This is a genomic window from Pseudomonas sp. ENNP23, from assembly GCF_001728945.1.
Taxonomy (GTDB): domain Bacteria; phylum Pseudomonadota; class Gammaproteobacteria; order Pseudomonadales; family Pseudomonadaceae; genus Metapseudomonas; species Metapseudomonas otitidis.
The window spans coordinates 23986-47677 of sequence record NZ_LYSP01000045.1; the positions used below are offsets into that span (position 1 = coordinate 23986).

The 23692-nt window shown below is 64.7% G+C and carries 18 protein-coding genes, 5 tRNA genes and 1 pseudogene; 8 read left to right on the forward strand and 16 right to left on the reverse strand.

Annotated features, from left to right (window positions below; translation table 11 throughout):
* Position 1: 1 nt before the first annotated feature.
* Genes asd through leuC form a run of 5 tightly spaced genes read right to left on the reverse strand, consistent with a single transcriptional unit; the run spans position 2 to position 5171 of the window.
* Positions 2-1114 (reverse strand): aspartate-semialdehyde dehydrogenase, encoded by a 1113-nt coding sequence (gene asd / locus A9G05_RS21845; protein ID WP_069562948.1) that lies wholly within the window; start codon positions 1112-1114, stop codon positions 2-4.
* 57 nt (positions 1115-1171) lie between these two features.
* Entirely contained in the window at positions 1172-2254 is a 1083-nt protein-coding gene (gene leuB / locus A9G05_RS21850) for a 3-isopropylmalate dehydrogenase (RefSeq protein WP_069562966.1), read from the reverse strand.
* Positions 2255-2305: 51 nt separating this feature from the next.
* The gene (locus tag A9G05_RS21855) at positions 2306-3070 is read right to left on the reverse strand and encodes a class I SAM-dependent methyltransferase (protein WP_069562949.1); all 765 of its coding nucleotides are present in this window, start codon (positions 3068-3070) and stop codon (positions 2306-2308) included.
* Positions 3071-3090: 20 nt separating this feature from the next.
* Complete coding sequence (gene leuD / locus A9G05_RS21860) at positions 3091-3732, reverse strand: 3-isopropylmalate dehydratase small subunit (RefSeq protein ID WP_069562950.1); 642 nt, start codon at positions 3730-3732, stop codon at positions 3091-3093.
* 11 nt (positions 3733-3743) lie between these two features.
* Positions 3744-5171, reverse strand: coding sequence for a 3-isopropylmalate dehydratase large subunit (leuC, locus tag A9G05_RS21865; protein ID WP_069562951.1), 1428 nt, complete (start codon positions 5169-5171; stop codon positions 3744-3746).
* 205 nt (positions 5172-5376) lie between these two features.
* On the opposite strand from leuC, the gene A9G05_RS21870 reads away from it, so the two are divergent.
* Together A9G05_RS21870 and A9G05_RS21875 are read left to right on the forward strand one after the other, a co-directional pair.
* A complete protein-coding gene (locus A9G05_RS21870) occupies positions 5377-6258 on the forward strand; it encodes a LysR family transcriptional regulator (protein WP_069562952.1) in 882 nt (293 codons plus the stop codon).
* A gap of 117 nt (positions 6259-6375) precedes the next feature.
* On the forward strand, positions 6376-10047 hold the full coding sequence (locus A9G05_RS21875) for a PAS domain S-box protein (protein WP_069562953.1): 3672 nt from the start codon (positions 6376-6378) through the stop codon (positions 10045-10047).
* Positions 10048-10107: 60 nt separating this feature from the next.
* Here the strand turns inward: A9G05_RS21875 and A9G05_RS21880 are convergent, their stop codons facing one another.
* Positions 10108-10563 (reverse strand): Hsp20 family protein, encoded by a 456-nt coding sequence (locus tag A9G05_RS21880; RefSeq protein WP_069562954.1) that lies wholly within the window; start codon positions 10561-10563, stop codon positions 10108-10110.
* Positions 10564-10672: 109 nt separating this feature from the next.
* Here A9G05_RS21880 and A9G05_RS21885 point away from each other — a divergent pair.
* Positions 10673-11419, forward strand: a pseudogene (locus tag A9G05_RS21885) (SDR family oxidoreductase).
* On the opposite strand, the gene A9G05_RS21890 reads toward A9G05_RS21885, so the two are convergent.
* Positions 11377-12372 (reverse strand): tRNA-dihydrouridine synthase, encoded by a 996-nt coding sequence (locus A9G05_RS21890; protein WP_069562955.1) that lies wholly within the window; start codon positions 12370-12372, stop codon positions 11377-11379. The pseudogene A9G05_RS21885 and the gene A9G05_RS21890 sit on opposite strands and share 43 nt — an antisense overlap.
* Positions 12373-12506: 134 nt before the next feature.
* Here A9G05_RS21890 and A9G05_RS21895 point away from each other — a divergent pair, with 134 nt between their 5' ends.
* Positions 12507-12878 (forward strand): hypothetical protein, encoded by a 372-nt coding sequence (locus A9G05_RS21895; protein WP_069562956.1) that lies wholly within the window; start codon positions 12507-12509, stop codon positions 12876-12878.
* Between the two features lie 2 nt (positions 12879-12880).
* Here A9G05_RS21895 and A9G05_RS21900 read toward each other — a convergent pair whose 3' ends face one another.
* The 8 genes from A9G05_RS21900 to A9G05_RS21935 form a co-directional block, all read right to left on the reverse strand.
* Positions 12881-13318: a thioesterase family protein gene (locus A9G05_RS21900; protein WP_069562957.1), complete on the reverse strand. Its 438-nt coding sequence runs from the start codon at positions 13316-13318 to the stop codon at positions 12881-12883.
* Positions 13318-13965, reverse strand: coding sequence for a bifunctional 4-hydroxy-2-oxoglutarate aldolase/2-dehydro-3-deoxy-phosphogluconate aldolase (locus A9G05_RS21905; RefSeq protein ID WP_069562958.1), 648 nt, complete (start codon positions 13963-13965; stop codon positions 13318-13320). The genes A9G05_RS21900 and A9G05_RS21905 overlap by 1 nt, the downstream gene beginning before the upstream one ends.
* A 272-nt stretch (positions 13966-14237) precedes the next feature.
* A tRNA-Glu gene (locus A9G05_RS21910) sits at positions 14238-14313 on the reverse strand.
* 66 nt (positions 14314-14379) lie between these two features.
* Positions 14380-14455 (reverse strand) — tRNA-Ala (locus A9G05_RS21915).
* Between the two features lie 50 nt (positions 14456-14505).
* Positions 14506-14581, reverse strand: a tRNA-Glu gene (locus A9G05_RS21920).
* A gap of 45 nt (positions 14582-14626) precedes the next feature.
* A tRNA-Ala gene (locus tag A9G05_RS21925) sits at positions 14627-14702 on the reverse strand.
* Positions 14703-14934: 232 nt separating this feature from the next.
* Positions 14935-16419, reverse strand: a complete 1485-nt coding sequence (gltX, locus tag A9G05_RS21930; RefSeq protein WP_069562959.1) for a glutamate--tRNA ligase — start codon at positions 16417-16419, stop codon at positions 14935-14937.
* A gap of 25 nt (positions 16420-16444) precedes the next feature.
* The gene (locus tag A9G05_RS21935) at positions 16445-17368 is read right to left on the reverse strand and encodes a LysR family transcriptional regulator (protein WP_069562960.1); all 924 of its coding nucleotides are present in this window, start codon (positions 17366-17368) and stop codon (positions 16445-16447) included.
* A 104-nt stretch (positions 17369-17472) separates the two neighbouring features.
* Between A9G05_RS21935 and A9G05_RS21940 the strand changes: the two genes are divergently transcribed.
* Together A9G05_RS21940 and A9G05_RS21945 are read left to right on the forward strand one after the other, a co-directional pair.
* On the forward strand, positions 17473-18510 hold the full coding sequence (locus A9G05_RS21940; RefSeq protein WP_069562961.1) for an HlyD family secretion protein: 1038 nt from the start codon (positions 17473-17475) through the stop codon (positions 18508-18510).
* Positions 18511-18572: 62 nt separating this feature from the next.
* A complete protein-coding gene (locus A9G05_RS21945; protein WP_171902738.1) occupies positions 18573-20069 on the forward strand; it encodes an MDR family MFS transporter in 1497 nt (498 codons plus the stop codon).
* A gap of 9 nt (positions 20070-20078) precedes the next feature.
* Here the strand turns inward: A9G05_RS21945 and uvrB are convergent, their stop codons facing one another.
* Positions 20079-22094, reverse strand: a complete 2016-nt coding sequence (uvrB, locus tag A9G05_RS21950; protein WP_069562963.1) for an excinuclease ABC subunit UvrB — start codon at positions 22092-22094, stop codon at positions 20079-20081.
* Between the two features lie 186 nt (positions 22095-22280).
* Between uvrB and A9G05_RS21955 the strand changes: the two genes are divergently transcribed.
* The gene (locus A9G05_RS21955) at positions 22281-23477 is read left to right on the forward strand and encodes an amino acid aminotransferase (protein ID WP_069562964.1); all 1197 of its coding nucleotides are present in this window, start codon (positions 22281-22283) and stop codon (positions 23475-23477) included.
* Between the two features lie 69 nt (positions 23478-23546).
* Positions 23547-23622, forward strand: a tRNA-Asn gene (locus tag A9G05_RS21960).
* Positions 23623-23692: the final 70 nt, after the last annotated feature.

The window sequence follows — 23692 nt, forward strand, 5'->3', positions numbered from 1 at the left end:
ATCAACGCTCCAGCAGGATGCGCAGCATACGGCGTAGCGGCTCTGCGGCGCCCCATAGCAACTGGTCGCCCACGGTGAAGGCCCCCAGGTACTGCGACCCCATGTTCAGCTTGCGCAGGCGGCCGACGGGGACCGACAGAGTGCCGGTCACGGCAGTTGGCGTCAGCTCACGCATGCTGATCTCGCGCTGGTTCGGCACCAGCTTGACCCAGGGGTTGTGCTGGCTGATCAGCCCCTCGATGTCGGCGATCGGCACGTCCTTGTTCAGCTTGATGGTCAGCGCCTGGCTGTGGCAGCGCATGGCACCGATGCGCACGCAGATGCCATCCACCGGGATCGGGCTCTTGAAGCGCCCGAGGATCTTGTTGGTCTCGGCCTGGCCTTTCCATTCCTCGCGGCTCTGGCCGTTGGGCAGTTCCTTGTCGATCCAGGGGATCAGGCTGCCGGCCAGCGGTACGCCGAAGTTCTCAGTGGGGAAGGCTTCGCCGCGCATGGTCTCGGCGACCTTGCGGTCGATGTCGAGGATGGCGCTGGCGGGGTTGGCCAGGTCATCGGCGACAGCTGCGTGGGTGGCGCCCATCTGCTTGATCAGCTCACGCATGTTCTGCGCGCCGGCGCCCGAGGCCGCCTGGTAGGTCATGGCGCTCATCCACTCCACCAGGCCGGCTTCGAACAGGCCGCCCAATGCCATCAGCATCAGGCTGACGGTGCAGTTGCCGCCGATGTAGTTCTTGGTGCCGGCGTCCAGGGAATGGTCGATGACCCTGCGGTTCACCGGGTCGAGAACGATGACCGCGTCATCCTGCATGCGCAGGCTGGAGGCCGCATCGATCCAGTAGCCGTTCCAACCCGCTTCGCGCAGCTTGGGGAAGACCTCGTTGGTGTAGTCGCCGCCCTGGCAGGTCAGGATCACGTCGAGGGTCTTCAGCTCTTCGATGCTGTAGGCATCCTTCAGCGGGGCAATGTCCTTGCCGACCGCCGGGCCCTGCCCACCGACGTTGGAGGTGGTGAAGAACACCGGCTCGATCAGGTCGAAGTCCCGCTCCTCAAGCATCCGCTGCATGAGCACCGAACCCACCATGCCGCGCCAACCGATCAGACCTACACGCTTCATGACAACTGCACCTTTCAGGAAAAAAGTGGGCCGCTGCCGCGCAGCGGGCCCGACAGATTACAGATTACGCAGGGCCTCGACCACTGCATCGCCCATGGCCTGGGTACCGACCTTGGTCGTGCCCGGGGAGTGGATGTCACCGGTGCGCAGGCCCTGGTCCAGCACGCGGCTCACGGCCTGTTCGATGGCATCGGCGGCGGCGCCTTGGTTGAAGCTGTAGCGCAGCATCATCGACACCGAGAGGATGGTCGCCAGCGGGTTAGCGATGCCCTGGCCGGCGATGTCCGGCGCGGAGCCGTGGCAGGGCTCGTACATGCCCTTGTTGTTGGCGTCCAGGGAGGCGGACGGCAGCATGCCGATGGAGCCGGTGAGCATGGAGGCTTCATCGGAAAGGATGTCACCGAACATGTTGTCGGTGACCATCACGTCAAACTGCTTCGGCGCCCGCACCAGTTGCATGGCAGCGTTGTCGACGTACATGTGGCTGAGCTCGACGTCCGGGTAGTCCTTGGCCACTTCCTCCACCACCTCGCGCCACAGCTGGCTGGAGGCGAGGACGTTGGCCTTGTCCACCGAGCAGAGCTTCTTGCCGCGCACGCGGGCCATGTCGAAGCCGACGCGGGCGATGCGGCGGATCTCGCTCTCGCTGTACGGCAGGGTGTCATAGGCCTGGCGCTCGCCATTCTCCAGCACGCGCTGCTCACGGGGCTGGCCGAAATAGATGCCGCCGGTCAGCTCGCGGACGATGAGGATGTCCAGCCCGGCGACCACTTCCGGTTTGAGGCTGGACGCCTCGGCCAGTTGCGGATAAAGGATGGCCGGACGCAGGTTGGCGAACAGGCCCAGTTGCGAGCGGATCTTCAGCAGGCCGCGCTCCGGGCGGATGTCACGCTCGATTTTGTCCCACTTCGGGCCGCCCACGGCGCCCAGCAGCACGGCATCGGCCTTGCGGGCGCGCTCCAGGGTCTCGTCGGCCAGGGGCACACCGTGCTTGTCGATGGCGGCGCCGCCGATCACGTCGTGCACCAGCTCGAAGCCCAGTTGGTACTTGTCGTTGGCCACCTCGAGCACCTTGACCGCCTCGGCCATGATCTCCGGACCGATGCCGTCACCGGGGAGAACCAGAATCTGCTTGCTCATGCTTTCCTCGTCATTCATTTGTCGGCGCCTCGGCGCCGGGGTGTTCAGTGTTCAGCGCTCGGCCCAGAGCACCAGCACATCGGTGCTGAAGGAGCCGTCCGCTGCAATCTCGAAATACTCGCGCACCTCGTCGCCCACCGAGCGCTGCAATGCCAGGATGGCCTCGCGGAATACGTCCGGCGTGCGCATGCGCTCGATCCAGGTGGCGAACTCCAGCCGCAGGCGCTGCCGCTTGGAAGCAGTCAGTACCAGCCCGGCCTCGCCGACCAGCCGTGCCCATTCGGAGGGTGAATAATCGCGCACATGGCTGGTGTCGCGCAGCACTTCCACCGTCTGCAGGTGGGTATCCAGCAACGGCAGGCCGGGCGCGACCACATCGATGAAGCACACCGCGCCGCCCGGACGCAGGACCCGACGTACCTCGCGCAGGGCCTGACCGACATCCCGCCAGTGGTGGGCGGAATAGCGGCTGAAGACGTAGTCGAAGGCCTGGTCATCGAACGGCAGGCGCTCGGCAGCGCCCTGCTGGGTGCGGATGTTGTCCAGCCCGCGCTCGGCGGCCGTGCGGGCGACCACGTCCAGCATCTGGGCGGACAGGTCGTAGGCCACCACCTCGTCGCAGAACTCGGCGACCTGGAAGCTCACATGACCGGCACCGCAGCCCAGGTCGAGCACCCGGGCGCCGGCGTCAGCCGCCACCGTCTCCCGCAGCAGGACGAACTCCTCGCCCTGGGCGTGAACGGCACTGTTCAGATAGGCGGTGGCCTGGCTGCCGAACTGGCGCTGGACCACATCCTCATGCTGGCTGGTGGTCATGGTGAGCCTCCTCTGGCTGATCAGTCCTGGAACAACCAGGGCTGGCGCTGGCGATAGCCGGCTTCGAAGGTGCGAATGGCGTCGGCGTCCTGCAGGGTCAGGCCGATGTCGTCGAGGCCGTTCAGCAGGCAATGCTTGCGGAAGGCGTCCACCTCGAAGGCATAGGACTTGCCATCCGGACGGGTCACGGTCTGGGCCGCCAGGTCGACGGTCAACTGGTAGCCCTCGGTGGCCTCGCATTGCTCGAACAGCTCATCCATCTCTTCATCTTTCAGCACGATCGGCAGCAGGCCGTTCTTGAAGCTGTTGTTGAAGAAGATGTCGGCGAAGCTCGGCGCGATGACCGCGCGGAAGCCGTACTCATCCAGCGCCCAGGGAGCGTGCTCGCGGGAGGAGCCGCAGCCGAAGTTCTCGCGGGCCAGCAGCACACTGGCGCCCTGGTAGCGCGGGAAGTTGAGCACGAAGTCCTTGTTCACCGGGCGCTTGGAGTTGTCCTGGTTGGGCTGGCCCACGTCCAGGTAGCGCCACTCGTCGAACAGGTTGGGGCCGAAGCCGGTGCGCTTGATCGACTTGAGGAATTGCTTGGGGATGATCTGGTCGGTGTCGACGTTGGCGCGATCGAGCGGGCAGACCAGGCCGGTGTGTTGGGTAAAGGCTTTCATGACTCTGCTCCTCAGGCCTGCATCAATTCACGGACGTCGATGAAGTGGCCGGTCACCGCAGCGGCGGCGGCCATGGCCGGGCTCACCAGGTGGGTACGGCCGCCCGCGCCCTGGCGCCCTTCGAAGTTGCGGTTGGAGGTGGAGGCGCAATGCTCGCCACTTTCCAGCCGGTCCGGGTTCATCGCCAGGCACATGGAGCAGCCCGGCTCACGCCATTCGAAGCCGGCCTCGATGAAGATCTTGTCCAGCCCTTCCTGCTCGGCCTGGGCCTTGACCAGGCCGGAGCCCGGCACCACCAGCGCCTGCTTGACGGTGGATGCGACCTTGCGGCCCTTGGCGACGGCGGCGGCGGCACGCAGGTCTTCGATCCGCGAGTTGGTGCAGGAACCGATGAACACGCGATCCAGGCGGATGTCGGTGATCGCTTGGTTGGCGTTCAGGCCCATGTACTTGAGCGCGCGGACAATGGAGTCGCGCTTGACCGGGTCGGCTTCGACGGCCGGGTCCGGCACGTTCTGGTCGACGGCCAGGACCATCTCCGGCGAGGTGCCCCAACTGACCTGGGGCTTGATGTCCTCGGCACGCAGCTCGACCACGGTGTCGAAGTGGGCGTCGGCATCAGATACCAGGTCCTTCCAGGCGACCACGGCCTTGTCCCAGTCAGCGCCCTTCGGCGCGAAGGGTCGACCCTCGACGTAGGCAACGGTCTTCTCGTCCACCGCCACCATGCCGACGCGGGCACCGGCTTCGATGGCCATGTTGCAGAGGGTCATGCGGCCCTCCATGGAGAGATCGCGGATCGCGCTGCCGGCGAACTCCAGCGCATGGCCGTTGCCACCGGCGGTGCCGATCTTGCCGATCACGGCGAGGACGATGTCCTTGGCCGTGACGCCGAAGGGCAACTGGCCCTCCACGCGAACCTGCATGTTCTTCATCTTCTTGGCCACCAGGCACTGGGTAGCGAGCACATGCTCCACCTCGGAGGTGCCGATGCCGTGGGCCAGAGCGCCGAACGCACCGTGGGTGGAGGTGTGGGAGTCGCCGCAGACCACGGTCATGCCCGGCAGGGTGGCGCCCTGCTCCGGCCCGACCACGTGGACGATGCCCTGGCGCACGTCGTTCATCTTGAATTCGAGGATGCCGAAGTCATCGCAGTTCTCGTCCAGGGTCTTGACCTGGATGCGCGACACCTCGTCGGCGATAGCCTCGAGGCCACCCTTGCGCTCGGCGGTGGTGGTGGGGACGTTGTGGTCCGGGGTGGCGATGTTGGCATCGATGCGCCACGGCTTGCGACCGGCCAGGCGCAGGCCCTCGAAGGCCTGGGGCGAGGTCACCTCGTGGAGGATGTGACGGTCGATGTAGATGAGCGACGAACCATCGTCGCGGCGCTTCACCTCATGCAATTCCCAGAGCTTGTCGTAGAGCGTCTTGCCAGCCATCGGACTTTCCTCATCGGCGTGTTTCTATGCGGGGGCTCTGCAAAGGCCCCTTGGCTCGTGTGGGGATGCTAGGGGCTTGCATTGAATAACTCAAATTCATATTTTTTATCCGAAGGATTCCTGACAGGAATCCAAAACCCGGAAGCCGACAGGCACCGGAATACGCCCGCGATGCATCTGCCGTCGCCGCCAGGAGCCGATACCGATGGACCTCGCCAGCCTCAATGCCTTTATCGCCATCGCCGAGACCGGCAGCTTCTCCGAAGCCGGTGAGCGCCTGCACCTCACCCAGCCGGCCGTGAGCAAGCGCATCGCCTCACTGGAGCAGCAACTGAACGTCCGCCTGTTCGACCGCCTGGGTCGCGAGGTGGGGCTGACGGAAGCCGGGCGCGCCCTCCTCCCCCGCGCCTACCAGATCCTCAACGTGCTGGACGATACCCGCCGCGCACTGAGCAACCTGTCCGGCGACATCAGCGGTCGGCTCACCCTGGCCACCAGCCACCACATCGGCCTGCATCGTTTGCCGCCGCTGCTACGTGCCTTCACCCGCGCCTACCCGCAGGTGGCGCTGGACATCCAGTTCCTCGACTCCGAAGTGGCCTATGAGGAGATCCTCCACGGCCGCGCCGAGCTGGCGGTGATCACCCTGGCCCCGGAGACCGCCGACCCGGTCCAGGCCGTGCCGGTGTGGGACGACGCCCTCGACTTCGTCGCCGCCCCCGAACACCCGCTGGCCCGCGACAAGACCATCTTCCTCGCCGACGTCGCCAAGCACCCGGCGGTGTTCCCCGGCGGCAACACCTTCACCCACCACATCGTCCGCCGCCTGTTCGAGGCGGAAGGCCTGACGCCGAACATCGCCATGAGCACCAACTACCTGGAGACCATCAAGATGATGGTTTCCATCGGCCTGGCCTGGAGCGTGCTGCCGCGCACCATGCTCGACGAGCAGGTGGTGCGCCTGCCGCTGCAGGACATCCAACTGAGCCGTCAGCTCGGCTATATCTTCCATACCGACCGCACCCTCTCCAACGCCGCCCGGGCTTTCATGGTCCTGCTGGATGGGCAGCGCGCCCCGCTTGCCTGATCCGGGGGGCTGGGGCTAACGTGAAGGCCATAACGATAAGAAAAGGCCTTCCCATGCCTGCCTCGGTTCCAGGCCTCAACCGCGCCAATTCGTACCCTCCTGACAGACCCAGGCGCCATGACCCAATCTTCCGATAGCCCCCCGCTGCCCTTCATACCCGCCCTGGACCCGGTCGAGTTCGAACAGAGCTGGCAGGACGCCCCGCGCCTGATCGCCGCGCTTAACGGCGCGCGACTGGGGGCGTGGGACTGGGACCTGGCCAGCGGCCGGGTCAACTGGTCACGGGGCGCCCAGGCATTGTTCGGCTTCGACCCCCGGGTACCTTTGGCGCAGCGGGTCGACTACATGGAACTGATCCCGGCGGACGACCGCGACCGGATCATCGACCTGTTCAGGCTGGTGCTGGAGAACCGCCCCATTTCCCACGCCTACCGGCACCGCATTCGCTGGCCCGACGGCAGCCTGCACTGGTTGGAGATCAGCGGCAGCCTGCAGCAGGACGACGATGGCCGTCGCCACGTTATCGGCGTGATCCGTGACGTCACCACCCAGCAGGAACGTGACGAAGCCCTGGCCAGCTCGCAACGGCGCTTCTCCACCCTGTTCCAGCTCAGCCCGGACGTGGTGATGCTGGTGCGCGTGAAGGACGGCCGCATCACCGAGGCCAACCAGCACTTCGAAACACTGTTCGACTGGCCCTCCTCCGAAGTGATCGGGCGCAACACGCTGGAACTGAACCTTTGGGTCGATACCCGCCAGCGCGAGCACCTCTATCGCATCGGCCCCGGCTCCAGCGAACCCGTGGTGCAGGAAGTGCAGATGCGCACCCGCGCCGGCCGCCTGCTCGACGGCGTGCTGTCCACCCAGTACGTGGAGCTGGACGGCGAGGCCTTCTTCATCAGCACCTTCCTCGACACCACGAAGCGTCGGCAGGCCGAAGCCGCGCTGCGCACCAGCGAGGAGAAGTTCGCCAAGGCCTTCCACAGCTCGCCGGACGCCATCGTCATCACCGAGCGCGAGAGCGGGCTGTTCATCGAGGCCAACCCCAGCTTCGCCCGCCAGTTCGGCTGGACCAACGCCGAGACCATTGGGCGCACCTCTGCAGAGCTGGGCTTGTGGATCGACCCCGAGCAACGCCGGCAGATGCTGCTCAGCCAAGACGAGAATGGCCGGCTGATGGGCGTGGAAGTGGAACTCCGCCACCGCGACGGCACCACCAGCACCAACCTGATCTACGGCGACCAGATTCAATTGCAGGGGCGCGACTGCCTGGTCCTCACCGTGCGCGATATCACCACAGTGCGCGCCCAGGAGCGCGCCCTGCGCGACAGCCAGGAACGCCTGGCCCTGGCCCTGGAGTCAGCGGACCTGGGCACCTGGGATTGGCACATCCCCAGCGGGCGGCTGCATGGCTCGGCGCGCGCCTCCGCCCTCCACGGGCTGCCACCGGAGCCCTTCGACGGCGACTTCCACCTGTTCTTCGCCAGCGTTCCCGCCGAGGACCGCCGCACGATGCGCAAGGCCTATCAGGACCTGCAGGACGGCCGCCAGACGCGCTATGAGCTGATCTACCGCTCACGCTTCGCCAATGGTGAGGTGCATTATCTGGAGAGCACCGCCAAGCTCTACTACGACGCCAACGGGGCCCCGCTGCGCATGGCGGGCACGCTCATGGACATCACCGAGCGCGTGCGCCGCGAGCAGCGCCTGGCGGCCTCGGAGGAGAAGTTCTCCACCCTGTTCCAGGCCAGCCCGGACCCGATCTGCGTCACCCGCCTGCGCGACGGCGCCTTCATCGAGATCAACCCCAGCTTCACCGAGGTATTCGGCTGGAAACCGGAAGAGATCGTCGGCCGTCGCGCCCCCGAGATCCATTTCTGGGCCGACCTGGAGCAACGCGAGCAACTCTCCGCCCAGTTGATGCGGGAAAAGAGCCTGGACAATGTCGAGGCCCACTACCTCAAGCGCTCCGGCAAACCGATCACCTGCGTGGTCTCCAGCCGCTTTATCCGCGTCGAACGGCAGCTGTGCATCACTACCACCTTCCGCGACGTGACCGAGCGCAAGCAGGCGGAATCCGCGCTCAAGGCCAGTCAGGAGAAATTCGCCAAAGCATTCCACAGCTCGCCGGATGCCATCACCATCACCGACCTGGAAAGCGGCCGCTACATCGAGGTCAACGAAGGCTTCTGCCGCCTCACCGGCTACAGCGCGGAGGAGGTGATCGGCCGTACCGCCGGCGAGATGCAGATCTGGTCGGACCCGGCCGAGCGCCGCCGGCTGCTGGAAGTGCTGGACCGGGACGGCCGCGCGCTGCACCTGGAAATGGTCGGTCGCCACCGCGACGGACACACCAAGACGGTGGAAGTGTCGGTGGAGCGCATCGAGCTGGACGGCAAGGCCTGCCTGCTGCTCACCGCGCGGGATATCAGCGCCCTGAAGGACGCTCAAGCGCAGATCCACCACCTGGCCTACCACGACCCGCTGACCAACCTGCCCAACCGCGCCCTGTTGATGGACCGCCTCACCCAGCAGATCGCCCTGCTCAAGCGACACGGCCTGCGCGGCGCCCTGCTCTTCCTCGACCTGGATCACTTCAAGCACATCAACGACTCCCTCGGCCACCCGGTGGGCGACGCCGTGCTGAAGATGGTCACCGCGCGCCTCGAAGCCAGCGTGCGCCTGGAAGACACCGTGGCACGCCTGGGCGGTGACGAGTTCGTGGTGCTGCTCAGCGGCCTGGAGGGCAAGCGCTCGGACGTGACGCGCCAGGTCCGCCTTATCGCCGACAAGCTGCGCAAACTGCTGGCCGAGCCGATGCTGCTGGACGGCCACCACCTGCAGGTGACGCCAAGCATCGGTATTGCGTTGATCCCGGACCACGGCCAGACCCCGGCCGACCTGCTCAAGCGTGCCGATATTGCGCTTTACCGGGCCAAGGACTCGGGGCGCAATGCCATCCAACTGTTTCGCTCCACCATGCAGGAAGCGGCCAGCGAGCGATTGCGCCTGGAGAACGACCTGCGCCTGGCGCTCGCCCGCAGCGAGTTCGAACTGCACTACCAACCCCAGGTGGATGCCCGCAGCAACTGCATCGTCGGTGCCGAAGCCCTGTTGCGCTGGGTACACCCGACCCTGGGCCCGCAATCGCCAGGCCAGTTCATTCAGGTGCTGGAGGAAAGCGGACAGATCCTGGAGGTGGGCAACTGGGTACTGGAAGAAGCCTGCCGCAACTGCGCCACACTGATCGCCGATGGCCTGATTGACCCGAGCGACTTCAGCCTGTGCGTCAACATCAGCCCCCGGCAGTTCCGCCAGAATGACTTCGTCGAACGCATCGAGAAAAGCCTGGCCGACAGCCACCTGCCCCGCCGCGTTCTCAAGCTGGAAGTCACCGAAGGCATCGTGATCCAGAACATCGACGACACCATCGGCAAGATGCGCCGGTTGAAGAAGCTCGGCGTGAGCTTCGCCATGGACGACTTCGGCACCGGGTACTCGTCCCTCACCTACCTCAAGCGCCTGCCGGTGGACGTGCTGAAGATCGACCAGTCCTTCGTCCGCGACGCCACCAACGACCCCAATGACGCCGAGATCATCCGCGCCATCGTCGCCATGGCGCGCAGCCTTGGCCTGGGCATGGTGGCCGAAGGCGTGGAGCAGCCCGAGCAACTGGAATTCCTCGAGCAGCAAGGCTGCTACCTCTACCAGGGCTACCTGTTCAGCCGCCCCCTACCCTTCTCCGCTTTCCGCACGCTGCTCAAACCAACGACGGCCGCCAACGCCTGATTTCCGGACAGGAAAAAGGGCGCCACTCGGGCGCCCTTGTTTCGCACGGCCAGGAGTCGATCAGTGCTCCAGCATGGCCGGCCCGCCGTTGCCACCGATGGGAATGCGCTTGGGCTTGGCCTCTTCCGGCACGACACGCACCAGGTCGATGTTGAGCAGGCCGTTCTGCAGCGATGCGCCCTTCACCTCGATGTGGTCGGCCAGACGGAACGACAGCTTGAAAGCGCGCTGGGCGATGCCCTGGTGCAGGTAGGTCACGCTGCTCTCGGCGCCCTTGTCGCGCTTGCCACCGCTGACGGTCAGCACGCCACGCTCGACCTGCAGTTCGAGGTCGTCTTCCTGGAAGCCGGCGGCCGCGACCACGATGCGGTACTGATCATCGCCATGCTTCTCGACGTTGTAGGGCGGGTAGCTGCTGCCCCCTTCGTTGCGCAGGGCCGACTCGAACAGGTCGTTGAAGCGATCGAAACCCACGGAATGGCGGAACAGGGGGGCCAGGGAAAATGCAGTGCTCATAGTGTTCTCCTGAATAGATCAGCAAGGGTTCTACGGGTGCGGGACCCGACTTCGGCATCCCGCAGTACCCTAGATAGGGACAGGCCGATACTTTTCAAGGGGGTAAATCATGTGCAAGGTCATGCTCGTCACAGGAGCCAGTCGTGGCATCGGTGCTGCCACGGCACGTCTCGCCGCGCAACGCGGCTACGCCGTGGGTATCAACTACCGGGAGCGGCGCGAAGAGGCCGAGGCGCTGGTCAATGCCATACGCGCGGGGGGTGGCGAGGCGTTGGCAATCCAGGCCGACGCGGGCGTCGAAGAACAGGTCGAGCAGATGTTCCAGCGCCTGGACGAGGCGCTCGGCCAGCTGGACGTGCTGGTGAACAACGCCGGCATGCTGGAGCGGCAGATGCGCCTGGAGGCGATGGACGCAGCCCGCTTCGAGCGCGTCCTGCGGGCCAACGTGATAGGCAGCTTCCTCTGTGCGAAGCAGGCCATCCGCCGCCTGTCGACCCAGCACGGCGGCACCGGTGGCGCCATCGTCAACCTGTCCTCGGTGGCAGCCCGTATCGGCGCTCCCGATGAATACATCGACTATGCCGCTGCCAAGGGCGCCATCGATGCCATGACCCTGGGCATGGCGAAGGAACTGGCCGGCGACGGCATCCGGGTCAACGCGGTTCGTCCGGGGGTGATCCACACCGACATCCATGCCAGCGGCGGCGAGCCCGACCGGATCGAACGGGTGCGCCACGCCGTGCCAATGAAGCGCGGGGGCGAAGCGGAGGAAATTGCAGCGGCCATCCTGTGACTGGCCAGCGACGAGGCGTCCTACACCACCGGCGCCATTCTGGACGTTTCGGGCGGCCGCTGAATTGCGAGCAGATCGCAGCCCAGCAGGCTGTCGATGCGCAGGCAGTCATGCTCCCGGCGGATCTCGGCGAACAGCGCCACCGCCTCGGGGTAGGTCCGGGTCAGCATGCCCACCCATTGCTTGAGGCGACCGGGGGCGTAGCGCGGCGCGAGCTTGTGCCGGGCCTGGCGCCAGAAGTCCTGCAGCAGCGGGAAGAACGCCTCCCAGCTCATCTCCTCCGGCTCGCGACCATCGCGCACGGCCGCGATCTGCCGGGCCAGCGAGGGGCGCGAAACCAGGCCGCGACCGAGCATGATGTCCTCCACCCCGCTCACCTCCCGGCAACGGAGCCAGTCGTCCAGGGTCCACACCTCGCCGTTGGCGAACACCGGCACGCGCACCACGTCCTGCACCCGCGCGACCCACTCCCAGTGGGCAGGTGGCTTGTAACCCTCCACCTTGGTACGGGCGTGGACCACGATCTGCTGGGCGCCGCCGTCGGCAAGCGCGCGAGCACAGTCGAGGGCGACTTCCGGGCTGTCGTAGCCCAGACGCATCTTCGCCGTCACCGGAATGGCCGCCGGTACCGCGCGCCGCACCTCGGAAACAATGGCATGCAGCAACTCGGGCTCCTTGAGCAGCACGGCGCCACCCCGGGACTTGTTCACTGTCTTGGCCGGGCAGCCGAAGTTCAGGTCGATGACCGGCGCCCCGAGCTCGCAGGCAAAGGCGGCGTTCTCGCCCAGGCACACCGGATCAGAGCCGAGGAACTGCACCCGCATGGGCGTGCCTGCACGGGTGCGTGCACCGTCGGCCAGCTCAGGTGCCAGCTTCTGGTAGGTGGTGGCGGGCAACAAGCGGTCGCACACGCGGATGAACTCGGTGACGCACCAATCGATGCCGCCCACGCGGGTGAGGACGTCACGCAGGATTTCGTCGACCAGGCCTTCCATGGGTGCCAAGGCGATTTGCATAGGTACTGAAGGGGGGGAGTGTTGAGGGGCGCGTAGTGTAATGGGCGGCCCTGAGGGTTAGAACCCTTGAATGGGTGGGAGCCGAAGCCGCTCGTCCGTGGTCCAAACCGCAGGACCAGAACCGTGAGCCCCGTATGAAAGCCCCCTGCCTCGCCCTCGCCTGCTGCCTGACCGCGTCCGCCAACGGCTTTGCGGCCACGCTGCAGCCTGCGCCAGACGCTCTGGCCGAACTGGAAGTCCGCCGGGACGAAAACGCCGCGAACGCCTGCGACATCAACCTCTACCTGCGGGATGAGGCCGTGGCGCAGCTCGTGCCGGGGCAAGCGGTGGTACTGGAGATACCGGCAGGCGAGCAGGTGCTGGCCTTGCGGCAAGCACCTTCGGGGTACTGCAGCGCCGGCCCGGTGGGGCGGCCGCAATCGATCCTCCTGCAACCGGGGGAGCATCGTGGCTTGCGCATCATGCAAAGCCCGACGGAGCTGTACCTGGCGCCCGCCCTGGAATGAGCTCAATCGGCCGGCAGCAGCGCCCGGCCGTAACCCTCGACGAACTCGACGGGCATGCGCTTGGGTCGACCGGTGGACAGTTCGATGCACACGAAGGTGGTGCGTGCTCGCAGGAGCGTCGCGCCATCTTCAGGGCGGATCAACTGGAAGCAGCGGTCCATCTTCAGGCGCTGGTCCGACTCGACGATCCAGGTGCCCATCTGCAGCGCCTGCCCTTCATAGGCGGCGGCCAGGTAGTCGATCTCGTGGCGCACCACCGCCATGGCGCGGTCGAGGCGACGGTATTCGGCAAGGTCCAGGCCCAGGCTTTGGGAGTGGCGCCAGGCACAGCGCTCCAGCCAACTGACGTAGACAGCGTTGTTGGCATGACCAAGGCCATCGATGTCATCAGCCGCCACGATCAGGTCGATCACGAATGGATCAGGTCGGTCCCAGTTCATCAGCCGTGCTCCGCCTTGTGCACCAGTTCCCGGGCCTCCCGCGCCAACTGGGTGATCTGGTCCCAGGCGCGGGCGCGGATCAGACTCGACGGCGCGATCCAGGTACCGCCCACGCACGCGACGTTGGGCAGTTGCAGGAAGCCCAGCAGGTTGTCCGGCGTGACGCCGCCGGTGGGGCAGAAGCGGATGCCGGTGAAGGGTCCCTTCAGGCTCTTGAGCATCTTCACGCTGGCATTGCCGTTGGCGGGGAACAGCTTCAGCGAGCGGTAGCCGTATTCCAGCGCCAGCAGCACCTCGGACGGTGTCATGACGCCGGGCAGGTAAGGCAGGCCGGAGTCCTCGGCGGCGGCGGCCAGGCGCTCGGTGCAGCCCGGGCTCACGGCAAAATGCGCACCGGCATCGCGAACCTCCAGGAACTGCTCGGTGTGGATCAGCGTGCCCGCCCCCACCAGCAGGTCCGGGAACTCCTTGCGGATCGCCGCGACCGCGTCCAGCGCACGCGGCGTACGCAAGGTCACCTCCAGCACCTCGACCCCACCGGCACTCAGCGCACCGGCCAGGTCCAGCGCCAGGGCGGTGTCTTCGATCACCAGCACCGGCAAGACGGGGCGCGCCCTGCGCAACACCACATCCATCGTCAGACTCATTTGCCTCTATCCCCTCAATGCAGATGCCACGGCCCACCGGGCCGGCCACTCCAGATGTCGACCGACACCGGGCCGACGTGTTCCTTGGAAGCGAACAGCACCCACCCGGTCACGGCGGCCGCCAATGGGCTGCCATCTTCCAGCACGCGCAGGCCGCCGCCAAGGGCCAGCCGGCCAAAGGCACGAGGGAAAGGAGGAATTTTTTCAGGCCCAAAAACAAAAGGGCCACTCCATGACGGAATGACCCTTTAAACCCCGCAGAGCGGGAAAAGTGGCGTCCCCTAGGGGACTCGAACCCCTGTTACCGCCGTGAAAGGGCGGTGTCCTAGGCCACTAGACGAAGGGGACAGTAACCTTCGAAAAGCAAGGCCAGCTAAGTGCTGGCCTTGGATTTGATGCTGTACGCATCGGATTTGGTGGAGCTAGACGGGATCGAACCGTCGACCTCTTGCATGCCATGCAAGCGCTCTCCCAGCTGAGCTATAGCCCCGAAAACCGCTTCGGTGCGCGATTTGCCTGATGGCAATCGCTGCTGGAAAGTGGCGTCCCCTAGGGGACTCGAACCCCTGTTACCGCCGTGAAAGGGCGGTGTCCTAGGCCACTAGACGAAGGGGACTTAACCTTCGCGAACATGAAGCGTTCGCTTCACATTCCGGTAAATTGGTGGAGCTAGACGGGATCGAACCGTCGACCTCTTGCATGCCATGCAAGCGCTCTCCCAGCTGAGCTATAGCCCCAAAGTACCGCTGGATTGCTTCGCTACGTTGAGTTCGTCGCGAAGACGGGGCGCATATTAAGGGCGACCCTGGAGGTCGTCAACAAATTTTTTCATCGGAATCGAAAATTTTTCGTCGGCAGAACAAACACTTACCCGTCTCTGCCATTGCCGCGCGGCAAAACCGAAGCCACCGCCCTACCCACACATACGAAAAGGCCCGCATCAGGCGGGCCTCTTCGGTACTCGATCACTCAACCAGGAATGGCGTCGCGGATCTTCTCCCACTCCTTGGTTTCCTTCTTCGACGTGCCCCCAAGCAGCTCGAGTGCCTGGCGCAGACGGAAACGGGTGAGATCGGCACCGAGGATCGCCATGGCATCCAGCACCGAGACCGAGCTGGATTGCCCGGTGATGGCCGGGAACATCAGCGGCATGACATCCCGCAGCTTCAACCCGAGGTGCTCGGCCACAGCCTGGATGCAGCCGGTGATGCGGTCCTTCTCCCACTGGCGCAGCGACTCCAGCTTCCACAGCACCAACTGCAGGACCTGGCGAACCTGGTCGGACGAGAGCTTCTTGTGCTCGAACAGCGATGCATCCAGAGGCAGAGCACCGGCGAAGAAGAAGCCGGCCAGCGGAGCGATCTGGCTGAAGGTCTCGACCCGGCCCTGTACGTGGGGGGCGATCTTCATCAGGTAGTCAGGATTCAGCGCCCACTTCTGCACCTCAGCTGCGAAGCGCTCCACCGGCAGCTCGCGTATCCACTGGCCGTTGAGCCAGGAGAGCTTCTCCAGGTCGAAGATCGGGCCGCCCAGGGACACGCGCGACAGATCGAAGTGCTCGATCATCTCCGTCAGGGAGAACTTCTCGCGCTCGTCCGGCATCGACCAGCCCATGCGGCCGAGGTAGTTGAGCATCGCCTCGGGCAGGTAGCCCATGCGCTCGTAGAAGGTGATGGAGGTCGGGTTCTTCCGCTTGGAGAGCTTGCTCTTGTCCGGGTTGCGCAGCAGCGGCATGTAGCAGAGCGTGGGCTGCTCCCAGCCGAAATACTCGTAGAGCTTGATCAGCTTGGGCGCCGACGGCAGCCACTCCTCGCCACGGAGCACATGGGTGATGCCCATCAGGTGGTCATCGACCACGTTGGCCAGGAAGTAGGTGGGCAGGCCATCGGTCTTCATCAGCACCTGCATGTCCATGCGGTCCCACGGGATCTCGACGTCGCCGCGGAGCATGTCCGGAACCACGCAGACGCCCTCGGTGGGCATCTTCATGCGGATGACATGGGGCTCGCCCGCTGCGATGCGCTTGGCCGACTCCTCGCGGGGAAGGTGCATGCAGTGGCCGTCATAGCGCGGGGTTTCCTTGCGCTCGGTCTGCTCGGCACGCAGCTTGTCCAGGCGCTCGGCGGTGCAGAAGCAGGGGAAGGCATGGTCCTTGTCCACCAGCTCCTGGGCGTACTTCTTGTAGATCTCGCCGCGCTCGCTCTGGCGGTAGGGACCATGCGGGCCGCCCACATCCGGGCCCTCGTCCCATTCGATGCCCAGCCAGCGCAAGGCGTCGAATATCTGCTGCTCGGACTCGCGGGTGGAGCGCAACTGGTCCGTATCCTCGATGCGCAGGATGAACTGGCCACCGTGCTGACGGGCGAAGCAGAGATTGAAGAGGGCGATGTAGGCGGTACCGACGTGCGGGTCACCGGTGGGCGACGGCGCGATGCGGGTGCGGACAGTGGTCATGGAGGGTCCTGATACAGAGGAACGGTCAAGGGCGCGATGTTAGCAGGCGCGAGCCAGCGGGCTCCAGCCACGCGGCCTCCTCCTCCATGGCCAGCCGGGCCATGAGGAAATCCAGGAAGGCCTTGACCTTCATCGCCTGGAATCGCCGTGACGGGTAGACGGCGTAGATCTCGCCGCTGGGCAGCGGAACTCCAGGCAGCAGCTCGACCAGCTCCCCACGGCGCACCGCCTGCTCGGTAATCATCAGCGGTAACGAGGCAATGCCCGCGCCCCACAGCACCGCCTCGCGGGCAAAGGTGATGTTGTTGCAGTGCAGCACCCGCTGGCAGGGCACGGAGGTCTCCAGCAGCGGCCAGTAGCGCTGGGAGTCGATGGGCAACAAAACGGCGCGGTGCAGGGCCAGGTCTTCGGCCGTACGCGGCACGCCATGAGCCGCCAGGTAGGCCGGGCTGGCGCAAAGACGCCGTCCGGCCTCGAACAGCTTGCGAGCGATCAGGCTCGAGTCCTGCGGCTGGCCCACCAGGATGGCGATGTCCACCCCCTCCTCCAGCGGGTCCACTTCCCGGGAGGTGAGCTCCACCTGGGCGGTGATCTGCGGGTACTGGCTCATGAACTGCCCCAGCACCCGGCCCAGGAACATCTGGCCGAACTCGATGGGGGCCGTGATACGCAACAATCCGGACGGCGCCTGCTGCAACTGCATGACCGCCTGCTCAGCCTCGGCGAAGTCGAGCATGATCTGCCGGCATCGGTCGTAATAGGCCTGCCCCACTTCCGTGAGCCGCAATTTGCGGGTGGTGCGGTTGAGCAGGCGCACGCCCAGCCGCTCCTCCAACAACGCGATGCGCCGGCTCACCGTGGACTTCTGCATGCCCAAGCTATGGGCTGCCTGGGTAAAGCTGTGCAGTTCCACGACGCGAGTAAAGATCAGCGCATCATCCAAGCCCATTATTGTTCCCCATAAGCAACAAAGTTTACGAAGTGTACTGGCTACTTGCCTGACTGGAACAGTGCTAGATTCCCGCGTCTTTGATCACAGATTCGAGCCTGCCTATGCCTGCCCCACTGAAACGCCGCCTGTTCATCTTCCTGACGCTGTTGGTGCTGGTGGTTGGTGGTTTCTTCGCGCATTGGCTGCTGATCGGGCGCTTCCTGGAGAGCACCGATAACGCCTATGTCCAGGGCGAAATCACCCGGGTCTCGAGTCAGCTCGGTGCGCGTATAGAAGAGGTGCTGGTGGGAGACAACCAGGCCGTGAAGAAGGGAGACCTGCTGGTACGCCTGGAGTCGGCGGACTTCCGCGTCGCCCTCGAGCGCGCCCAGGCCACCCTGGCCACCCGCGAGGCCGAGCTGGCACAGGCCCAGAGCAAACTTACCCAGCAGTCCAGCCTGATCGCCGCCAGTGAAGCGGATGTCTCCGCGAGCCAGGCCACACTGGGCCGTACCCAGATCGACCTATCCCGCGCACAGACCCTGCGCAAGCCCGGCTACGTGTCGGAAGAGCGCGTCACCACCCTTTCGGCCGACTCCCGCGTGGCCCGTTCGCAACTGGCCAAGGCCGAAGCCGACCTCAAGGCCCAGCGGGTGCAGACCGATGCGCTGCGTGCCGACATCAAGCGCCTGGAGGCACAGATCGCCACCGCCCGGGCAGACATTGCCCAGGCTGAACTGAACCTGGCGCGCACCGAGATTCGCGCCCCCATCGACGGCTTCGTCGGCCAGCGCGCAGCACGCAATGGCCAGTATGTCCAGGTAGGCGCCCATCTGATGTCTCTGGTGCCGGACCAGGACATCTGGGTGCAGGCCAACTTCAAGGAAACCCAGATCGAGCACATGCAGCCGGGCCAGAAGGTTGAGTTGGTGTTCGACAGCTTCCCCGGCACCCCGATCGAAGGCCGCGTGGATAGCCTGTTCGCCGCCTCCGGCGCGCAGTTCAGCCTGCTGCCACCGGACAATGCCACCGGCAACTTCACCAAGGTGGTGCAGCGCATCCCGGTGAAGATCACCTTCGACCACGAAAGCTTCCTGAAAGGCCGCATCCGCCCCGGCATGTCGGTGCTGGCGAAGGTTTCCATTCAGCAGGATCAATGACTGTGGCCGCTGACGCGCTGCTGCGCCCTACCGGCGAGCCCAGTCGACGGGACTGGATCGCCGTGATGAGCGCCATGCTCGGCGCCTTCATGGCGGTGCTGGACATCCAGATCACCAACTCATCGCTCAAGGACATCCAGGGCGCTCTGTCAGCCACTCTGGAAGAAGGCTCGTGGATCTCCACCTCCTATCTGGTGGCCGAGATCATCATGATTCCCCTCACCGCCTGGCTGGTGCAGTTGCTTTCGGCACGCCGGCTGGCCGTATGGGTTTCCCTGGGCTTCCTCGCCTCATCGCTGCTCTGCTCATTGGCCTGGAACCTGGAGAGCATGATCGTCTTCCGCGCCATGCAGGGTTTCACCGGCGGGGCACTGATCCCGCTGGCCTTCACGCTCACACTGATCAAGCTGCCGGAGCACCACCGCGCCAAGGGCATGGCGCTGTTCGCTATCACCGCCACCTTCGCGCCTTCCATCGGCCCGACACTGGGTGGCTGGCTCACCGAGAATTTCGGCTGGGAATACATCTTCTACATCAACGTGCCCCCGGGCCTGCTGATGATTGCAGGCCTGATGTACGGCCTGGAGAAAAAGGCGTCCCACTGGGAACTGCTCAAGCGCACGGACTATGCCGGCATCGTCACCCTCGGCCTGGGGCTGGGCTGCCTACAGGTGTTCCTAGAGGAAGGACACCGCAAGGACTGGCTGGAATCGAGCCTGATCGTCGGGCTGGGCAGCATCGCCCTGGTGAGCCTGGTCCTGTTCGTGATCCTCCAGCTCTCGAGACCCAACCCGCTGATCAACCTGGGCATCCTGGCCAACCGCAACTTCGGGCTGAGCAGCATCTCCAGCCTGGGGCTGGGCGTGGGGCTCTACGGGTCCATCTATGTGCTGCCGCTCTACCTGGCGCAGATCCAGGGCTATAACGCGCTGCAAATCGGCGAAGTGATCATGTGGATGGGCGTACCCCAGCTGTTCCTGATCCCACTGGTGCCCAAACTTATGAAGGTCATTTCGCCGAAGCTGCTGTGCGCAATCGGTTTTGGACTGTTCGGTGTGGCTAGCTTCGCCTCGGGTGTCCTCAATCCGGACTTCGCCGGCCCTCAGTTCCACCAGATACAGATCGTCCGTGCCCTGGGCCAACCTCTGGTCATGGTGACCATCTCACTGATTGCCACGGCGTACATCCTGCCCCAGGACGCGGGCTCTGCTTCCAGCCTGTTCAACATCCTGCGCAACCTGGGCGGCGCCATCGGCATCGCCCTGCTGGCCACTCTGCTGGACAGCCGCGCCAAGGTCTACTTCGACTACCTGCGTGAATCACTGGTGCCCAGCAATCCCCAGGTCGCAGAGCGCCTGGCCCTGCTTTCAGAGACACTCGGCAGTGATCAGGCTGCGCTGGGCAAGTTGAGTGAGATTGCCCACCAGCAGGCAGCAATCATGGCGTACAACGATGCCTTCCATTTCATCGGTATCGCACTCGGGGTCAGCATGATTGCCGTACTGCTGACACGCAGTCTGCCGGCCGGTGGCAGTGGGGCCGGCGCTACGGCCCACTGATACGGGGTATCAGACCTTCAACAACAGGTCGCGCAGCTTCTGGATTTCGTCCCGCAGTTGCGCGGCGGCTTCGAATTCCAGATCGCGGGCGAGCTGGAACATCTTCTCCTCCATCTGCCGGATGCGCTTGTTGATCTCGCTGGGCGAGCGCAGCTCGGCCTCATAACGCGCACTCTCTTCGGCTGCCTTGGCCTGGGCCTTGCGCTTGTTGCTGCGCGCTCCGGGTACGGTCGCGCCTTCGAGGATGTCCTTGATGTCCTTCTGGACACCCCTGGGCACGATGCCGTTGGCTTCATTGAAGGCGATTTGCTTGGCGCGACGACGCTCGGTCTCGTCGATTGCACGCTGCATCGACCCCGTCACGTTGTCGGCATAGAGAATCGCCCGCCCGTGCAGGTTCCGCGCGGCGCGACCGATAGTCTGGATCAATGAACGCTCCGAACGCAGGAAGCCTTCCTTGTCGGCATCGAGGATGGCCACCAGCGAAACCTCAGGCATGTCCAGCCCCTCACGCAGCAGGTTGATCCCCACCAGGACATCGAAGGCACCGGTGCGCAAGTCGCGAATGATCTCGACCCGTTCGACGGTGTCGATGTCGGAGTGCAGATAGCGCACACGAACGTCGTGGTCCCCCAGGTAGTCGGTGAGGTCCTCCGCCATCCGCTTGGTCAGGGTGGTGACCAGCACGCGCTGCTCCAGCGCGACGCGCTTGCGGATCTCCGAAAGCAGATCGTCCACCTGGGTGACGGCCGGACGCACTTCGATCTCAGGGTCCACCAGGCCGGTGGGCCGGACCACCTGTTCGACCACGCGCCCGGCATGCTCCCCCTCGTAGGGACCGGGCGTGGCCGAGACGAAGATGGTCTGCGGCGCCATCAACTCCCATTCATCGAAGCGCATCGGACGGTTGTCCAGGGCGGACGGCAAGCGGAAGCCATACTCCACCAGGGTTTCCTTGCGGGAACGGTCACCTTTGTACATGGCGCCGATCTGCGGGACGGTGACGTGAGATTCGTCAATCACCAGTAGGGCATTCGGCGGGAGGTAGTCATACAGGGTGGGTGGCGCCTGCCCGGGATCGCGCCCGGACAGATAGCGGGAGTAGTTCTCGATGCCGTTGCAGTAGCCCAGTTCAAGAATCATCTCCAGGTCGAAACGGGTGCGCTGCTCCAGTCGCTGGGCCTCCAGCAGCTTGTTGGCGCCACGCAGCTGCTCCAACCGCTCCTTGAGCTCTTCCTTGATCTTCTCTACCGCCTCGAGCAGCGTCTCGCGCGGCGTGACGTAGTGGCTCTTGGGGTAGAAGGTGAAGCGGGGCAGCTTGCGAATCACCTCGCCGGTGAGCGGGTCGAACGCCGACAGGCTCTCGACCTCGTCGTCGAACAGCTCGACGCGAATAGCCTCCAGATCGGATTCGGCGGGGAAGATGTCGATCACATCGCCACGCACCCGGAAGGAGGCTCGGGCGAAATCCATGTCATTGCGGGTGTACTGCAGATCCGCCAGGCGCCGAAGCAACGCGCGCTGGTCGATACGATCGCCCCGGTCCAGGTGAAGGACCATCTTCAGGTAGGACGCGGGATCACCCAGGCCATAGATCGAGGACACGGTGGCCACGATGATCGCGTCCGAACGCTCCAGCAGCGCCTTGGTTGCCGAGAGGCGCATCTGCTCGATGTGGTCGTTGATCGAGGCATCCTTCTCGATGTAAGTGTCCGAGGACGGAACGTAGGCCTCCGGCTGGTAGTAGTCGTAATACGAGACGAAGTACTCGACGGAATTGTTCGGAAAAAAGGCCTTGAACTCACCATACAACTGGGCAGCCAAGGTCTTGTTGGGCGCCAGAACCAAGGTAGGCCGCTGCACCTTGGCGATCACATTGGCGATGCTGAAGGTCTTGCCGGAGCCGGTCACGCCCAGCAGGGTTTGATGCGAAAGGCCCGCCTCCAGGCCCTCCACCATCTGACGGATGGCCTCGGGCTGATCGCCGGCGGGCTGGAAACGCGTGACGAGCTGAAAGTCTGACATGGCGATCCTCGGACTTGCGATGTGACCCCCTCGCGCAGAGGGCGTCAAAACTGGCGAAAAGCGGGCGTTTGATGTCGCCCCTGGCGAGCGTGACCGCTATAATACCGGCCCGATTGCGCAACCCCAATGCAGACGCTCGGGGTTGCTCAGGCCCCCTACCCTTCCCTCTCCTCGAGCAGCCGCATCATGAGTCTGTTTTCTGCTGTCGAAATGGCCCCACGCGACCCGATCCTGGGCCTTAACGAAGCATTCAACGCCGATACCCGCCCCACGAAGGTGAACCTCGGCGTAGGCGTCTACTACAACGAGCAAGGCCGTATCCCCCTGCTCCGCGCTGTAGCCGAAGCCGAAAAAGCCCGCATCGAAGCCCATGCACCCCGCGGCTACCTGCCAATCGAAGGCATTGCCGCCTACGATCAGGCCGTGCAGAAGCTGCTCTTCGGCGCCGACTCCCAGCTGCTGGCTGAAGGCCGTGTCGTCACGACCCAGGCTGTAGGCGGCACCGGCGCACTGAAAACCGGCGCAGACTTCCTCAAGCGCCTGCTGCCCGATGCGGTTGTGGCCATCAGCGATCCGAGCTGGGAAAACCACCGCGCGCTGTTCGAGTCCGCCGGCTTCCCGGTCCAGAACTACCGCTACTACGATGCCGCCACCCATGGCGTAAACCGCGCTGGCCTGCTGGAAGACCTGAAAGCCCTGCCCGCACGCTCCATCGTGGTCCTCCACGCCTGCTGCCACAACCCGACCGGCGTCGACCTGGAACTGGATGACTGGAAGGCGGTACTGGAAGTCCTGCGCGAGCGCGAGCATGTTCCGTTCTTGGACATCGCCTACCAGGGTTTTGGTGCAGGTATCGACGAAGACGCCTTCGCTGTCCGCCTGTTCGCTGAATCCGGGCTGCAGTTCTTCGTTTCCAGCTCCTTCTCCAAGTCGTTCTCGCTGTACGGTGAACGTGTTGGCGCGCTGTCTGTCGTCACCAGCTCGAAGGAAGAGGCCGGCCGCGTCCTGTCCCAGGTCAAGCGCGTCATCCGCACCAACTATTCCAACCCACCGACCCACGGCGCCACCGTGGTAGCCAGCGTACTGAACAGCAATGAACTGCGCGCCATGTGGGAAGCCGAACTTGCCGAGATGCGCAGCCGCATCCACAGCATGCGCCTCGCCATGGTCGAGCAACTCGCCGCCCAAGGCGCCAAGCGTGACTTCAGCTTCGTTGCTCGCCAGCGCGGCATGTTCTCCTACTCCGGTCTTACTGCCGAGCAGGTCGAGCGCCTGAAGAACGAGTTCGGCATCTACGCCGTCAGTACCGGCCGCATCTGCGTAGCGGCACTGAACGGCAGCAACCTGGACAGCGTTACCCACGCCATCACCCAAGTGCTCTGAGCAAGGCAGGAGAAGCTCAAGCCAGGTGCTTGACTTCTCCTTTCTAATCAGTAAGATACGCACCGTTGTTCCGCGATAGCTCAGTCGGTAGAGCAAATGACTGTTAATCATTGGGTCCCTGGTTCGAGTCCAGGTCGCGGAGCCAAATTCAAAAGCCCTCAGCATGTGCCGGGGGCTTTTTCGTTTATGCACCCGATTCGTACGTAAGCGCTCCA

Excerpts from the sequence above, each read along its gene's own strand:
- asd (WP_069562948.1), bottom strand. The coding sequence starts at position 1,114 with ATGAAGCGTGTAGGTCTGATCGGTTGGCGCGGCATGGTGGGTTCGGTG.
- leuB (WP_069562966.1), bottom strand. The coding sequence starts at position 2,254 with ATGAGCAAGCAGATTCTGGTTCTCCCCGGTGACGGCATCGGTCCGGAG.
- A9G05_RS21855 (WP_069562949.1), bottom strand. The coding sequence starts at position 3,070 with ATGACCACCAGCCAGCATGAGGATGTGGTCCAGCGCCAGTTCGGCAGC.
- leuD (WP_069562950.1), bottom strand. The coding sequence starts at position 3,732 with ATGAAAGCCTTTACCCAACACACCGGCCTGGTCTGCCCGCTCGATCGC.
- leuC (WP_069562951.1), bottom strand. The coding sequence starts at position 5,171 with ATGGCTGGCAAGACGCTCTACGACAAGCTCTGGGAATTGCATGAGGTG.
- A9G05_RS21870 (WP_069562952.1), top strand. The coding sequence starts at position 5,377 with ATGGACCTCGCCAGCCTCAATGCCTTTATCGCCATCGCCGAGACCGGC.
- A9G05_RS21875 (WP_069562953.1), top strand. The coding sequence starts at position 6,376 with ATGACCCAATCTTCCGATAGCCCCCCGCTGCCCTTCATACCCGCCCTG.
- A9G05_RS21880 (WP_069562954.1), bottom strand. The coding sequence starts at position 10,563 with ATGAGCACTGCATTTTCCCTGGCCCCCCTGTTCCGCCATTCCGTGGGT.
- A9G05_RS21890 (WP_069562955.1), bottom strand. The coding sequence starts at position 12,372 with ATGCAAATCGCCTTGGCACCCATGGAAGGCCTGGTCGACGAAATCCTG.
- A9G05_RS21895 (WP_069562956.1), top strand. The coding sequence starts at position 12,507 with ATGAAAGCCCCCTGCCTCGCCCTCGCCTGCTGCCTGACCGCGTCCGCC.
- A9G05_RS21900 (WP_069562957.1), bottom strand. The coding sequence starts at position 13,318 with ATGAACTGGGACCGACCTGATCCATTCGTGATCGACCTGATCGTGGCG.
- A9G05_RS21905 (WP_069562958.1), bottom strand. The coding sequence starts at position 13,965 with ATGAGTCTGACGATGGATGTGGTGTTGCGCAGGGCGCGCCCCGTCTTG.
- gltX (WP_069562959.1), bottom strand. The coding sequence starts at position 16,419 with ATGACCACTGTCCGCACCCGCATCGCGCCGTCGCCCACCGGTGACCCG.
- A9G05_RS21935 (WP_069562960.1), bottom strand. The coding sequence starts at position 17,368 with ATGGGCTTGGATGATGCGCTGATCTTTACTCGCGTCGTGGAACTGCAC.
- A9G05_RS21940 (WP_069562961.1), top strand. The coding sequence starts at position 17,473 with ATGCCTGCCCCACTGAAACGCCGCCTGTTCATCTTCCTGACGCTGTTG.
- uvrB (WP_069562963.1), bottom strand. The coding sequence starts at position 22,094 with ATGTCAGACTTTCAGCTCGTCACGCGTTTCCAGCCCGCCGGCGATCAG.
- A9G05_RS21955 (WP_069562964.1), top strand. The coding sequence starts at position 22,281 with ATGAGTCTGTTTTCTGCTGTCGAAATGGCCCCACGCGACCCGATCCTG.